The organism is Amycolatopsis acidiphila (genome assembly GCF_021391495.1).
In the GTDB taxonomy this organism is placed as follows: Bacteria; Actinomycetota; Actinomycetes; order Mycobacteriales; family Pseudonocardiaceae; genus Amycolatopsis_E; species Amycolatopsis_E acidiphila.
In genome coordinates, this window is sequence record NZ_CP090063.1 from 8092990 (window position 1) to 8106090 (window position 13101).

The 13101-nt window shown below is 69.8% G+C and carries 12 protein-coding genes; 4 read left to right on the forward strand and 8 right to left on the reverse strand.

The genetic code is table 11. The features are described 5' to 3' along the window. Together mctP and LWP59_RS39855 are read right to left on the reverse strand one after the other, a co-directional pair. Entirely contained in the window at positions 1–1665 is a 1665-nt protein-coding gene (gene mctP, locus LWP59_RS39850) for a monocarboxylate uptake permease MctP (protein ID WP_144641858.1), read from the reverse strand. After that, on the reverse strand, positions 1662–1940 hold the full coding sequence (locus LWP59_RS39855; protein ID WP_144641857.1) for a DUF3311 domain-containing protein: 279 nt from the start codon (positions 1938–1940) through the stop codon (positions 1662–1664). Before LWP59_RS39855 ends, mctP begins: the two co-directional genes overlap by 4 nt. A 181-nt stretch (positions 1941–2121) precedes the next feature. On the opposite strand from LWP59_RS39855, the gene LWP59_RS39860 reads away from it, so the two are divergent. Continuing rightward, the gene (locus tag LWP59_RS39860; protein WP_144641856.1) at positions 2122–3726 is read left to right on the forward strand and encodes an alpha/beta hydrolase; all 1605 of its coding nucleotides are present in this window, start codon (positions 2122–2124) and stop codon (positions 3724–3726) included. Here LWP59_RS39860 and LWP59_RS39865 read toward each other — a convergent pair. Beyond that, complete coding sequence (locus LWP59_RS39865; RefSeq protein WP_186383363.1) at positions 3681–3857, reverse strand: hypothetical protein; 177 nt, start codon at positions 3855–3857, stop codon at positions 3681–3683. The two genes, LWP59_RS39860 and LWP59_RS39865, sit on opposite strands and share 46 nt — an antisense overlap. Before the next feature lie 123 nt (positions 3858–3980). Here LWP59_RS39865 and LWP59_RS39870 point away from each other — a divergent pair, with 123 nt between their 5' ends. After that, positions 3981–4226: a helix-turn-helix domain-containing protein gene (locus LWP59_RS39870; RefSeq protein ID WP_144641855.1), complete on the forward strand. Its 246-nt coding sequence runs from the start codon at positions 3981–3983 to the stop codon at positions 4224–4226. 132 nt (positions 4227–4358) lie between these two features. Here LWP59_RS39870 and LWP59_RS39875 read toward each other — a convergent pair whose 3' ends face one another. The 5 genes from LWP59_RS39875 to LWP59_RS39895 form a co-directional block, all read right to left on the reverse strand. Then, positions 4359–6182 (reverse strand): phosphoenolpyruvate carboxykinase (GTP), encoded by a 1824-nt coding sequence (locus LWP59_RS39875; protein ID WP_144641854.1) that lies wholly within the window; start codon positions 6180–6182, stop codon positions 4359–4361. A 340-nt stretch (positions 6183–6522) separates the two neighbouring features. Beyond that, the gene (locus tag LWP59_RS39880) at positions 6523–7206 is read right to left on the reverse strand and encodes a DUF6802 family protein (RefSeq protein WP_144641853.1); all 684 of its coding nucleotides are present in this window, start codon (positions 7204–7206) and stop codon (positions 6523–6525) included. Between the two features lie 98 nt (positions 7207–7304). Beyond that, positions 7305–9131 (reverse strand): dynamin family protein, encoded by a 1827-nt coding sequence (locus LWP59_RS39885; protein WP_144641852.1) that lies wholly within the window; start codon positions 9129–9131, stop codon positions 7305–7307. Then, complete coding sequence (gene grpE / locus LWP59_RS39890; RefSeq protein ID WP_186383362.1) at positions 9128–9571, reverse strand: nucleotide exchange factor GrpE; 444 nt, start codon at positions 9569–9571, stop codon at positions 9128–9130. Before grpE ends, LWP59_RS39885 begins: the two co-directional genes overlap by 4 nt. A 5-nt stretch (positions 9572–9576) precedes the next feature. Then, positions 9577–11091, reverse strand: coding sequence for a dynamin family protein (locus LWP59_RS39895; protein ID WP_186383366.1), 1515 nt, complete (start codon positions 11089–11091; stop codon positions 9577–9579). A 179-nt stretch (positions 11092–11270) separates the two neighbouring features. On the opposite strand from LWP59_RS39895, the gene LWP59_RS39900 reads away from it, so the two are divergent. Then, a complete protein-coding gene (locus LWP59_RS39900) occupies positions 11271–12431 on the forward strand; it encodes a sensor histidine kinase (RefSeq protein WP_444541906.1) in 1161 nt (386 codons plus the stop codon). Then, positions 12428–13084 carry a response regulator gene (locus LWP59_RS39905; RefSeq protein WP_144641849.1) on the forward strand — a complete coding sequence of 219 codons (657 nt, stop codon included), beginning with the start codon at positions 12428–12430 and terminating at the stop codon, positions 13082–13084. Before LWP59_RS39900 ends, LWP59_RS39905 begins: the two co-directional genes overlap by 4 nt. Positions 13085–13101 lie beyond the last annotated feature (17 nt).

Below are 13101 nucleotides of genomic sequence, written 5' to 3' on the forward strand. Positions count from 1 at the left end.
TCAGTGCACCCCGATCGCGCGGAGGTCCTTGTCGTGCTCGTCGGCGTGGTAGTCCGTCCCCTCGGTGTCGTCGGTGCCGTTGAAGATCTTCAGCTGCCGCGCGATCACCGTGCCGATCACGGCGACGACGAGGTTCGCGACCAGCGCGACGAACCCCGGGTAGATCTGCGTCGTGACGCCGGAGAACGGGTGCCAGCCGAAGATCGACAGGTTGCCCAGCGGCATCGCCGAACCACCGAAGTGCGCCTTGCCGGTGTTCGGGTTGGGGATGTTGTAGAGCATGATCAGGCCCCAGCCCATGCCGACGACCCAGCCCGCGATCAGGCCCCAGCGGTGCAGCCAGCGGGTGTAGAGCGAGATCGCCACCGCGGGCAGCGTCTGCAGGATCAGCACGCCACCGATCAGCTGCAGGTCGATGGAGAACTGCGGGTCGATGAACAGGATGAACGCCACCGCCCCGAACTTCACCACCAGCGAGGCCAGCTTCGCCTGCTTCGCCTCCTGCCTCGGCGTCGCGTCCCGCCTCAGGTACTCCTTGTAGATGTTGCGGGTCCACAGGTTCGCCGCCGCGATCGACATGATCGCCGCCGGGACGAGCGCGCCGATCCCGATCGCCGCGAACGCGATGCCCGCGAACCACGACGGGAACTGCAGGTCGAACAGCACCGGGATGACGGTGTTGGAGTCGGCGTTGCCGGTGGCCGCGTTGGTGATCGGCTTGACCCCGGCCGCGATCGCCACGTACCCGAGCAGCGCCAGCAGGCCCAGCAGGAACGAGTACGCGGGCAGCGCCATCATGTTCCGCTTGATCACCTTGCGCCCGCGCGAGGCGAGCACGCCGGTCACCGAGTGCGGGTAGAGGAACAGCGCGAGCGCCGAGCCGAGCGCCAGCGTGATGTACTGCAGCTGGTTGGTCCCGGTCAGCAGCACCGACCCGGCGGGCTTGCCGGTCTTGGGGTTCGGCTGCGCCAGCTTCGCGGCGGAGGTGTCGATGATGTGCGACCAGCCGCCGAGCTTCGCCGGCAGGTAGAACACCGCCACCAGGATCACCACGTAGATCAGCCCGTCCTTGACGAACGCGATCAGCGCCGGCGCGCGCAGCCCGGACTGGTAGGTGTAGAGCGCCAGGATGATGAAGGCGATCAGCAGCGGCAGGTGCCCGACGATGCCCGAGCCGTTGAGGCCCATCGTGCGCAGCACCGCCTCGAGGCCGACCAGCTGCAGGGCGATGTACGGCATCGTCGCGACGATCCCGGTGATCGCGATCAGCAGCGCGAGCGTCGGCGAACCGAACCGGCCGCGCACGAAGTCCGCCGGCGTGACGTAGCCGCGCGAGCGCGAGACCGACCACATGCGCAGCGCCGGCAGGAACACGATCGGGTAGAGGATCACCGTGTACGGCAGCGCGTAGAAGCCGAGCGCGCCGGCGCCGAAGACCAGCGCGGGCACGGCGACGAAGGTGTACGCGGTGTAGAGGTCACCGCCGACTAGGAACCAGGTGACCCAGGCGCCGAACTTGCGCCCGCCGAGGCCCCACTCGTCCAGGTGGTCCAGCGAGGCGGCCGACTTCCAGCGCGCCGCCACGAACCCCAGCACCGTCACGAGCAGGAACAGCACCACGAAGACGCTCAGCTCGGTCCACTGCAGCCCACTGCCCGGTGTCATCGCTCGTTCCCCTCGTCCAGCTCCTCCATGGCCAGCCGGTCCGGCTTGCCCTTCACCACGGGCGCGTCCTTGGTCATGACGTAGACCAGGGCGACCGAGGCGACCCCGACGAACACGAAGACGAACTGGAACCAGTAGAAGAACGGCAACCCGAGGAACCTCGGCTTGTCGAAGTTGAACCACGGCGTGACCAACATCAACAACGGGATCAACAGGACAAGGTTCCACGGGCTGAACTGCAACCCGGTCACCTTGCCGGGCGCTTTGCCAGACATGGGACCTCGCTAGGACGATCGGACGGCCGTCAGAACCTTAAGTCCTCCGGCGGGTCCCGTCACGCATGTCCGGTGTATCGATTCGATCGGCGAATGCCCGACCAAGGCAGGTTGCCGGGATCTCCCCCGACCGATATCAATGTGCGACCGATCGGTGCCGTCAAGTGACGAAGGGGAGAGTATGAGGTCGTTACGCTACGCGGTGGTGATCCCGGCATTGGCCGGCACCCTGCTGGCGGGAAGCACCGTGGCCTTCGCGGCCCCGGCCGGGCCAGAGCCGTTGAACTCCACCGGCATTCCCGGCAGGTACGCGAGCCAGACGCTCGGCTGGCACACCTGCACCTCCGACGAGTTGTCGGGCCAGACCCCGCCCGCCGGCGCCGAGGGCATCGAGTGCGCCACGTACCGGACCCCGCGCGACTGGTACCACCCGGGCGACAACGTCGACCTGACCATCGCGGTCAGCAGGCTCAAGGCGACGGGCGACGCGACCGCCAGCGTGCTGGTCAACCCCGGCGGCCCCGGCGGCCCGGGACTGATCTTCCCGGCGCGGCTGCGCAACCAGGCGAAGCTGCGCGCGCACCAGGAGATCGTCGGCTTCGACGTGCGCGGCACCGGCAAGAGCACGAACATCACCTGCGGCGGCGCGATCGACACGGGGAAGACGCTCGACCCGCGCGACCGCAGCAAACCGAACCTCAACCTGATCCTGGACGCGACGAAGTACGCCGCCGACTCGTGCCAGGTGAAGTCGGGCGACCTCGGGCCGCTCATCAACACCGACCAGACCGTGCACGACCTGGACCTGCTCCGGGTGCTGCTGGGCAGGCAGAAGGTCAACTGGGTCGGCTACTCGGCGGGCACCTGGCTGGGCGCGCACTACGCGCAGGAGTTCCCGGACCGGGCCGAGCACTTCGTGCTGGACTCGAACACCGAGTTCACCACCACCTGGCAGAAGTCGTTCGACTGGCAGCCGCTGGGCTTCGAGCGCCGCTGGCGCGAGGACTTCCTGCCGTGGCTGGCGAAGTACGACAGCCTGTACCACTTCGGCACCACCGGCGACACCGCACGGCAGACCTACGAACAGGTACGGGCGGCGCTGGCGAAGCAGCCGGTCGACGTGGACGGCACGCCGCTGTCGGCGAACGAGTTCGACGCGTTCATCTCGTCGGAGCTCTACAGCAAGCGCTCGTTCCCGGACCTGGCCGACTACCTGGTCAACGTCCGCACGCTGACGCAGGGCGCACCGGCGGACCAGCAGGTCACCGCGAAGCAGAAGGTCAAGGCTTCGGGCGCCGACGAGAAGGCGCTCGGCCCACAGCCGCTGGTCGTGCCCGACGACTACGACGACGCGTACGACGCGAGCTTCTGGTCGATCCCCTGCAACGAGGGGCCGTGGTTCGGCAACCGGCAGAGCGCGGTCCAGCAGTCGGCGCAGCTGGGCCCGAAGTACCCGCTGCTGGGCTGGGGCTGGCTCATCCAGCCGTGCATCTTCTGGAAGAACCGGCCGGTCCAGCTGCCCCTGCTCGACGGCCGTGGCGTCCCGCCAGTGCTGATGGTCCAGTCCACCCACGACCCGGCGACGCCGATCGAGGGAGCACAGCGTGCCCACCAGGCGTTCAAGGGCTCGCGGATGATCACCGTGACCGGTGAGGGCGACCACGGGATCTACGCCGGCGGGAACGCGGCCGTGGACAAGGTTGTGGAGGACTACCTCGTGGACGGCATCGTGCCGAAGGATCAGAGCCTGCCGGGGATGCCGCTCCCGGTGCCACCGGGCGCCTGATCACCCTCTCCCAGGACCCCGTCGGGCTTCGGCTCGGCGGGGTCCTGCGCGTTGCGGAACCGACCGCACAGCACGGCCGCCACCAGGTAACCGAACGCGAGGAGGAGCATCGCGCTCGCGGCGATCGCCATGACCGCCACCCCCTTTCCCGCCCTGTGCAAGGTGAGACGCGTCGATCAAGGAAAACGTTGCCCACAGGCTGTGCACAGACTTGTCCACAGCCTGTGGGCAACTGAGGTGGATAGACTGGGCGCATGGTGCGAGTGCCGCTGACCGAAGCCGAACGTGCACGCGGCGAGCGGCTCGGCGCCGTCCTCCGGGAGGCGCGGGGCGCCCGGAGCATGGTCGAGGTGGCGGCCGAGGCCGGGATTTCGGTGGAAACGCTCCGCAAGATCGAGACCGGCCGCATCCCGACGCCCGCCTTCTTCACGGTCGTCGCGGTGGCCGACGCCGTGGGCCTGCCCCTGGAAGCCCTGCGCGGCGCGGTGCCGACGGGTTAGCCGAGCAACTCGATGACCGGCGCGAAGGCGTCCAGGTCACGCTGACCCGGCTCGGCCCGAGCTTGTCCCGGTTCTCCCGCACGCGAAAACAGCCGGCCTTCCGAAGAAAGCCGGCTGTTTTCGCGGAACGAATCAGGCGAGGCGCTGCTTCAACTGCTCCAGCTCGTCATGCAGGTTCGACGGGACCTTGTCCCCGATCTTCTCGAACCACTCCTCGATGAGCGGGATCTCCTGACGCCACTCCTCGGGCTTGACGTCCAGCGCGGCCTGGATGTCGGCCAGCGGCTCCTTCAGGCCCTCGGTGTCGAGGTCCTCGGCGCGCGGCACGAAGCCGATCGGCGTCTCGGCGGCACCCGCAGTGCCCTCGATTCGCTCGACGACCCACTTGAGCACGCGCGAGTTCTCGCCGAATCCCGGCCACAGGAAGCGCTTGTCGTCACCGCGACGGAACCAGTTGACGTAGAAGATCTTCGGCAGCTTGGTGCCGTCGGCCGACTTGCCAAGCTCGATCCAGTGCTTGAAGTAGTCCGCGGCGTGGTAGCCGAGGAACGGCAGCATCGCCATCGGGTCGCGCCGGACCTCGCCGACCTTGCCCGCGGCGGCCGCGGTCTTCTCCGAGGACATCGTGGCGCCCATGAACACGCCGTGCTGCCAGTCGCGGGCCTCGTTCACCAGCGGCACCGTGGTGGCGCGGCGGCCGCCGAACAGGATCGCCGAGATCGGCACGCCCTTCGGGTCGTCCCACTCGGGCGCGAGGATCGGGCACTGCGACATCGGCGTGCAGTAGCGCGAGTTCGGGTGCGCGGCAGGCTCTGTCGACTCCGGCGTCCAGTCCTGCTTCTTCCACGAGGTCAGGTGCTCGGGCTTGCCCTCCATGCCCTCCCACCAGATGTCGCCGTCGTCGGTCAGGGCCACGTTGGTGAAGACCGTGTTGCCCTTCTCGATGGTGCGCATGGCGTTCGGGTTGGTGTGCCAGTCGGTGCCCGGCGCGACGCCGAAGAAGCCGAACTCGGGGTTGACCGCGTACAGCCGGCCGTCCTCGCCGAAGCGCATCCACGCGATGTCGTCACCGAGGGTCTCGGCGCGCCAGCCCGGGATGGTCGGCTGCAGCATCGCGAGGTTGGTCTTGCCGCAGGCGCTGGGGAACGCGGCCGCGATGTAGTACGCCTTGTTCTCCGGCGAGATCAACTTGAGGATCAGCATGTGCTCGGCGAGCCAGCCCTCGTCGCGGGCGATCACCGAACCGATGCGCAGCGAGTAACACTTCTTGCCCAGCAGCGAGTTACCGCCGTAGCCCGAGCCGTAGCTCCAGATCGTCCGGGTCTCCGGGAAGTGCGTGATGTACTTCGTGTCGTTGCACGGCCAGGACACGTCCTTCTCGCCCGGCTCCAGCGGCTTGCCGACCGAGTGCAACGCCGGCACGAACGAACGCTCGGTGCCGTCCTCGGCGACGAACTTGTCCAGCGCCGCCTTGCCCATCCGGGTCATCACGCGCATCGAAGCCACGACGTAGGCGAAGTCGGTGACCTCGATGCCCAGCTTCGGGTCGTCGGCGCCGAGCGGGCCCATGCAGAACGGGATCACGTACATCGTGCGACCCCGCATGCAGCCCCGGTAGAGCTCGGTCATGGTCGCCTTCATCTCGTCCGGGTGGACCCAGTTGTTGGTCGGCCCGGCGTCCTCCTCCCGCTCGGAGCAGATGAAGGTGCGCTCCTCGACGCGCGCCACGTCACTGGGGTCCGAGGCGGCCCAGAACGAGTTCGGCTTCTCCTTCAGTGGAACGAAGGTGCCCGCCTCGACGAGTTCGGAATTGATCCGCGCGGCCTCTTCCTCGGAGCCGTCACACCACACCACTCGGTCGGGAGTGGTGAGCTCGGCAACCTCTCGCACCCACGCAAGCACTCCGCTGTGCGAGGTCGGCGCCTTGTCCAGTCCCGGGATGGCTACTGCAGTCATTCCTTCTCCTGACTTCGACGGGAGGAGCCCGCGACCGGACGCTGGATGTCCTGACGCGGGCTCCATCGCCGGCGACCGAATGGCTTCGCGCACCGGTTGGCGACCGGTGTGCTGGAAATTGGGATTCCTTGAGAGTAGCCAAGCCCAGGCCCCATAACCGACCCCTGAGCTGTCGGTTCTCTCACAAGAACGATCAGGGAATCGATTCAGATATCGCTGAACCGGCCTAGCCGAAAAAGTTTTCCGGTGCGGTCGTGATCTCCCTGATACCTGCGTTGGTCCGGATGAACGACAACGGGCCGGCTTCCTGCGCGGAAGACCGGCCCGTTGCGAGGAAAATTCAGTTCTGGGAGATCCACTGTCCGGTCACGGAGTCGATCTTCGCGACCCCTTCGACGACGGTGTCGTGGCCGACGCCGCCCCACAGTTGGTCGCTGTCGGCGCTGGCCCCGTTGCCCGCCGTCTCGGTCCACTCGCCGGGACCGGTGTGCTCGTAGGTGTGTGACTCCCCGTCCGGCGTGATGATCGTCTGCACGTCCGCGGTGCCGTCGCCGTCGGTGTCGGTGAACAGCCGGGTGTTGCCGTCGGCGTCGGTCACGATCGCCGTGTCCGCGGTGCCGTCGTTGTCGCTGTCGACAGTCGCGTGCCCGAGGTCGACCGTGCCGTCGGACATGTCCGCGGTGATGTCGCCCTGGTGCCCCGCCTGGCTGTCGCCACCGGGCGAGCCGGGGCCGTCGGTGTCGGCGACCCAGTCCCCGGTGGTGGCGTCGAGCCGGGCCATGTCCACGACGTTGCCCTCGGTGTCGGTGTGCATGTACTCGTCGGCGCGGCCGTCCCCGTCGCTGTCCACGTACGCGGTCATCGTGCCGTCGGAGTTGTCCAGGCGGACCGCGTCGTCATGGCCGTCGTGGTCGATGTCGAAGTTCTCGTCAGCGGTGTAGGTCTGGCCCTCGACGGAGATCTCCAGCTCGCCGTCGTGCCCGGTGCCCGTCGTGTCCGCGCCACCAGTCTCGTCGATCCACACGGCCCGCTTCTCCCCACTTCGAAGTAAGTGATCTCCGAACTTGGACTCACCGTATGCCGGTTCGGTTCCCGGACACAACCGAACCGTTCCGACGGTGCTCAGTGCTGGTCACGAAGCGTCCGAATCCTGGACAGGAAGCTCTCCGCGCGGTCCCGGCCGTCGCCGACCTCCCGCACCCGGCGGTTCAGCTCGGCGAGCTTGCGCGCGCGTTCCTGGGTGTCCATCTTGATCGCCTTGTCGACTTCCTTCAGCTCGGCCTCGATCGTCTCGATCCGCCTGGCCAGCGCGTCGTCCAGGGCCAGCGAGAGCTGCTGCTCTGCCTCGATGAGCTGCTCGGCGACCAGCTGGTCCAGCGTCGAACGGGCGTCGGCGATCGACTCGACGAGCCACTGCTTCATGTGCTGCTTGTCCGCCGCGTGCTTGCGCGTGCGGGCCATCCACCAGCCTGCGCCGAGCCCGATCACGATCGTCGCGGGCAGCACGACCGGGTTGAGCAGGGCGACCCCGGCCAGCGGCAGCGCGGCGATCTTTCCCGCGCCGACCCCGCCCGAGACACCCATGAACACCAGCAGCTTGTCCTCGGGCGTCGGCGGCCGCTTGTCCGGCGGCCGCAGCACGACCTGCGGGCCGCCGGCACGCAGGAACTGGGCGCGGATGACGTCGAGCTCCTCGGTGGAGAACAGGTCCGACAGCGCGATGTCGGTGACCCGGTTGAGGCGGTGCGCCATGGTCCCGGACACCCGCTGCGAGATCATCTGCAACGCCGCGTCCACCTGCTGCGGCAGCTCGTGCAGCTGGTCGCGCTTGGCCGCCTCGATCTGCTGGCGGAACCAGGACTGGGCGTCGCGCATCTGCCGGCTCGACTCGTGCCCGAGATCGACCCTGGCGCGCTGGATCTCGCCGCGCAGCTTGAGCTGCCAGCCGCGGGTGGAGGAGCGGCGCTCGACCGCGAGCTGGTCCCGGCGGCCGCGCAGCACCTCGGCCTCGGCCTCGCCGGAGGACAACGCGCGCTGCTCCGCCTTCAGCTTCGCGTGCTGCTCGCCCAGTGCCGTGGCGAGCGCGCGCATGGTGTTGGCCTCGCCGAGCATCGCCGACCGGCCGACCAGCTGCTCCTGCATCGCCGCCTGTAGCGCGATCACCCCGGACTGCTCGCGCAGCATCGTGGCCGCCTGCTCGCTCGGCGCGCGCGCCGCCAGCTCGAACATGCGGGGCGAAACGGGATGGAACACGATGTCGGCGAAGCGCGGCGCGTGCTCGTCGAGCAGCCGGCGGTCCGCGTCGAGGACCTCGCGCCAGCCGCGGAACTGGTCCGTTTTGGACAGTGTGAAGAGCACCGTCTCGACCCGGTCGCCGACCTTGCGCAGGAAGTCCAGCTCCCCGGCGGTGAACGGGGCCGAGGCGTCGACCACGAACACCAGCGCGGTCGCGTTCGCGGCGGCCTCCATCGCCAGCTCACCGTGCATCGAGTTCAGCCCGCCCACACCTGGTGTGTCCACTATGGACACCCGCTCGAGGATCGGCACCGGCCCGGCCACCTCGACGTAACGCGGCGGCAGCTGGCCTTCGGGCAGCTCGTGCGCGGCCGACACCCAGCGGACGAGCTCCGTGAGCGGGATCCCGACGGGCGCGAGCTGCCCCGGATAGCAGGCCTGCGCCGTCCACTCGGGCGCGTGCTCGAACACCAGATACGTCGCGGTGGCCACGTCCGCGTCCACCGGGGACAGTCCCGGCGTCGCGAGCAGCGCGTTCACCAGCGAGCTCTTGCCGCGGTTGGTCTCGCCGACCACCACGACGGACGGCTTGCGCGGCCGCGCGCGGCGGATGTCCTCGACCCACTTCGCCGCCTGCGGGTCGTTTTCGCGCAACAGCGTCAGCAGGGCGTCCCGGGCCTGCTTGACCTGGTTGGGCAGCGTGGCGGCTGTCATCGCTTCGTGTACACCGTGACGACGGGCGCGCGCAGCAGCTGTTCGTGGTCGGCGAACCCGACCACCTCCGTCTCCGCGACCACGCCGTCGAGCGCCGGGTCGTCGGTCAGCACCGCGCCGCCCGCCTCGTGGCACGACGGGTCGAACCGCTGGCCGTCCGGGCGGACCGCGGTCACCCCGATCCCGGCCAGACCCTGCTCGATGCGCTCGACGACCCCGCCACTGCGGGCCCGGTCCAGCGCGTACAGGCACAGCTGGATCAGCGCCTGGCGATCGGCCAGTGCCCGCGTCAACACGGTCTCCACATCGGCGTCCGACGCGTCGGGGGACTCGGCGGTTCCGTCGGCCTCCTCGATGATCTGCGCCATGTGCACGGCCGGGATCTGCCCGGTCGGGTCGTCGGTGTCGGCGTCCGGCTCCCGGCGGAACCACGCAGGCATCCCGCTCACCTCCGGTTCTCGCGCAGTTGTTGCCAGATCAGGAAGTACGCGCGATGCACGACGTGGGCCACCCTGCTCTGCGCCGGCGTCGCACCGAAGGACGCGAACGAGCGCCACCAGCCCGCCCGTTCGAGCGCGTGCGCGGCGAGGTCCGCCCGGGTGCCGCCGGGAAGGCCGAGCTGGGCGTCGATGTCGGCGTTGCTGCCGACCCGCAGCACCTCCTCGGCGAGGTCCTCCGGCATGTCCACCGCGCCGGCCACCACCAGCGTCAGTGCCTCCAGCAGGCGCAGCTGGTGTGCCTCGGGCTTGGCGAGCAGCACCTCGATCGCGTCGTGCACCCGCTGCCGCTCGGCCGGATTGCCCGAGGCGTGCGCGAGCGCCGTCACCGACGCGAGCGCGGCGGCGGCCTTGATGCCGTCGGCGCGCGCGGCGAACACGACGTTGAGCCGGGCCCGGACCCCGGCGAGACCCGACGCTTCGAGCAGCATCCGGCGCAGCGAGCCCGCGGTGATCTGCGGGTCGGCGCGGATCGCGTCGATCGCGCAGCGGACGCCGTAGAGGTCGAGCTTCTCCAGCAGCCGCAGCCGCGTGCCGGTGGGCACGTCGCATTCCCAGCTGGTGAAGATGTCCGTCGCGACGAGCATGGTCTCCAGCACGGCTTCGTCCAAAGTGGACAACTGTCGCAGCGCCTCGGCGTCGGCCGAGGTGAACTGGCCGGACTCGGCGGACTCGGCGATCAGCCCGATCACCGGCAGCACGTCGGCGACCCGGGGCTTGAGCAGCGCCGCCTGCTTCTCGGCAAGGATCGTGGCCGCCTTCCAGATGTCGTTGCCCGCGCCCTGCACGGACTCCGGCGCGATGGTGTCGGCCTTGTTCAGCACCGCGATCGCGTTGACCGGGCCTGCCTCGCGGCCGGCCGTGGCGGCGGTGAACGCCGCGAGGACCTGCTGGTCGTCCGCGCGCACGCCCTGGGTCACCACGTAGAGCACCGCCTCCGCGCCGGCGACGGCGTTGTGCGACGTGCGGTCGAGCTCGCCCGGGTTCTCCGCCCCCTCGTCCTGCTTGGCGGCACCGAGCAACTCCTCGGTGCGGGAGACCGAGGCGGCGTCGAGCGAGCCGAGCCCCGGGGTGTCGATGACGGTCATGCCCTGCAGGACCGCGTTCGTCAGGTAGGCCTCGATGTGCGAGACCTCGGCGATGTCCACCCCCAGCTCGGCGGGAATGCTCCCGTCGGGCGCGAACGGCAGCACCTGCTTGCGGCCGCCCGCGAACACCACCTCGATGCGGTCCACGGTGCCGTACTGGAACCGGGTGACCAGCCGGGTGCACTCGCCGACGTCCGTCGGCGCGACCCGGCGCCCGATCAGGGCGTTGACCAGGGTGGACTTGCCGGACTTGATGCGCCCGGCGACCGCGACCTGCAGCGGCGCGCTCAGCCTGCGGACGACCTCGGCGAACCCGGCCGCGGTGCGGGCGGACACCTGCGGCTGCAACCGGTGGCAGAGGTTGGCCACCGACATCGACAGGGGGCCCGCCAGCCGGCCCTGGTCCGTCACGTCGCCCCCTCCCAGACCGGGTTTCCAGAGCCCGAATCCTGCCACGGATCGTCCCCTGGTCCTACCGAAGGTGCTACCGGCGGATGACGCGCAGTCGACGGGGGCGGACCTAGGGTGAACAGGTGCGGCGACTGAGTCTGTGGATGCGAGCGCACCCGATGGCCGGGGACACCCTGCTCGCCGCGTTGCTGCTGCTCTTCGACCTGCTGCTGCTGATCGCCGCGGCGCCGGCCAGCTCGATGAAGCCGTGGTACGTCGCGGTGCCGGTGGACCTGGCGATGACGGTGCCGATCGTGTTCCGGCGCCGGTCCCCGATGATCGTCGCGTACGTCGTGCTGGCCGTCAGTGTCGTGCACAGCTCGTTGCACCTGGGGTCCGCCAGTCTCACCGCGAGCGCGATCTCGCTGTACACGCTGATCGTCTACGTGGGACGCAAGCAGGCGGGCCTGTACCTCGGGGCGCAGGTGATCTGCACCGGCGTGCAGCTCGCCCTGGGCTGGGAGGCGGGCAACTGGGTCATCGTGATCATCGCGGCACTGGTGGGGGCGTTCACCTGGGTGCTCGGCGAGTTCGTCGGGGCGCGGCGGGCCTACCACGCGGAGGTCGAGGCGCGGCTGCACCTGCTGGAGACCGAGCGCGACCAGGCCAGCCGCATCGCCGTCGCACAGGAGCGGGGCCGGATCGCCCGCGAGCTGCACGACGTCGTGGCGCACGCGGTGAGCGTGATCGTGGTGCAGGCCGACGGGGCGTCGTACGCCGTGCGGTCCAACCCCGAGCTGGCCGAGCGGGCGGTGCAGACGATCTCGAACACCGGGCGGGAGGCGCTCGCCGAGCTGCGGCGGCTGCTGGAGGTGCTGCGCAACGAGGACGGCGCGGGCGTGCCGCGCATCCCGCAGCCGGACGCCGAGTCGCTCGCCGAGCTGGTCGAACGCGTGCGGCAGGCCGGGGTGCCGGTCCGGCTGGAGATCGAGGGCACGCTCGCCGGGCTGCCCGCCGGGGTGTCGCTCGGGGTGTACCGGATCGTGCAGGAGTCGCTGACGAACACGCTCAAGCACGCGGGCCGGGGGGCGCGGGCGGACGTGCGGATCGAGCGCGGGGAGGAGCTGGTGGACGTCGTCGTCACCGACGACGGGGCCGGCAAGGCGCGTGAGCTCGTGCCCGCGGAACGGCAGCTGCCCGGCGGCAACGGCGTGATCGGGATGCGCGAGCGCGCGAACGTGTACGGCGGTTCGCTCGACGTCGGTCCCGCGCCCGGTGGCGGGTGGCGGGTGCACGCGCGGCTGCCCATTAGGTTGGCGCAGTGATCAGTGTTGTCGTCGTCGACGATCAGGAGCTGATGCGGGCCGGGTTCCGCATGGTGCTCGGCGCGCAGGAGGGCATCGACCTGGTCGGCGAGGCCGCCGACGGCGCCGAGGCGGTGCGGCTGGCCGAGCGGCTGCGGCCCGACGTGGTGCTGATGGACGTGCGGATGCCGGTGCTGGACGGGGTGGAGGCGACGAAGCAGATCGTCGAGGCCGGGACCTCGCGGGTGCTGGTGATGACGACGTTCGACCTGGACGAGTACGTGTACGCGGCGCTCCAGGGCGGGGCCAGCGGGTTCCTGCTGAAGGACACACCCCCGGCGCACCTGGTGTCGGCGCTGCACGCGGTGGCCGGCGGGGAGGCGGTGGTGTCGCCGTCGGTGACGCGGCGGCTGCTCGACCGGTTCGTCGGCGCGGGCGGCGGCACGCTGCGGGACGAGTCGGAGCTGCAGCCGCTGACCGAGCGGGAGCGGGAGGTGCTCGTGCTGATCGCGAAGGGTCTGTCGAACGTCGAGATCGCGGAGACGCTGTTCCTCTCCGAGGCGACGGTGAAGACCCACGTCGGGCGGATCCTGTCGAAGCTCGGCCTGCGGGACCGGGTGCAGGCGGTGGTGCTGGCCTACGAGACGGGGTTGATCCGGCCGGGACAGGGCTGAGTGCTGCGGCGCGTGGT

What these genes read in the sequence shown, in the direction of transcription:
- LWP59_RS39875 (WP_144641854.1), bottom strand. Translation starts at nt 6,182, where the DNA reads ATGACTGCAGTAGCCATCCCGGGACTGGACAAGGCGCCGACCTCGCAC.
- LWP59_RS39900 (WP_444541906.1), top strand. Translation starts at nt 11,271, where the DNA reads ATGCGAGCGCACCCGATGGCCGGGGACACCCTGCTCGCCGCGTTGCTG.
- mctP (WP_144641858.1), bottom strand. Translation starts at nt 1,665, where the DNA reads ATGACACCGGGCAGTGGGCTGCAGTGGACCGAGCTGAGCGTCTTCGTG.
- grpE (WP_186383362.1), bottom strand. Translation starts at nt 9,571, where the DNA reads ATGCCTGCGTGGTTCCGCCGGGAGCCGGACGCCGACACCGACGACCCG.
- LWP59_RS39865 (WP_186383363.1), bottom strand. Translation starts at nt 3,857, where the DNA reads ATGGCGATCGCCGCGAGCGCGATGCTCCTCCTCGCGTTCGGTTACCTG.
- LWP59_RS39855 (WP_144641857.1), bottom strand. Translation starts at nt 1,940, where the DNA reads ATGTCTGGCAAAGCGCCCGGCAAGGTGACCGGGTTGCAGTTCAGCCCG.
- LWP59_RS39860 (WP_144641856.1), top strand. Translation starts at nt 2,122, where the DNA reads ATGAGGTCGTTACGCTACGCGGTGGTGATCCCGGCATTGGCCGGCACC.
- LWP59_RS39870 (WP_144641855.1), top strand. Translation starts at nt 3,981, where the DNA reads ATGGTGCGAGTGCCGCTGACCGAAGCCGAACGTGCACGCGGCGAGCGG.
- LWP59_RS39895 (WP_186383366.1), bottom strand. Translation starts at nt 11,091, where the DNA reads ATGTCGGTGGCCAACCTCTGCCACCGGTTGCAGCCGCAGGTGTCCGCC.
- LWP59_RS39885 (WP_144641852.1), bottom strand. Translation starts at nt 9,131, where the DNA reads ATGACAGCCGCCACGCTGCCCAACCAGGTCAAGCAGGCCCGGGACGCC.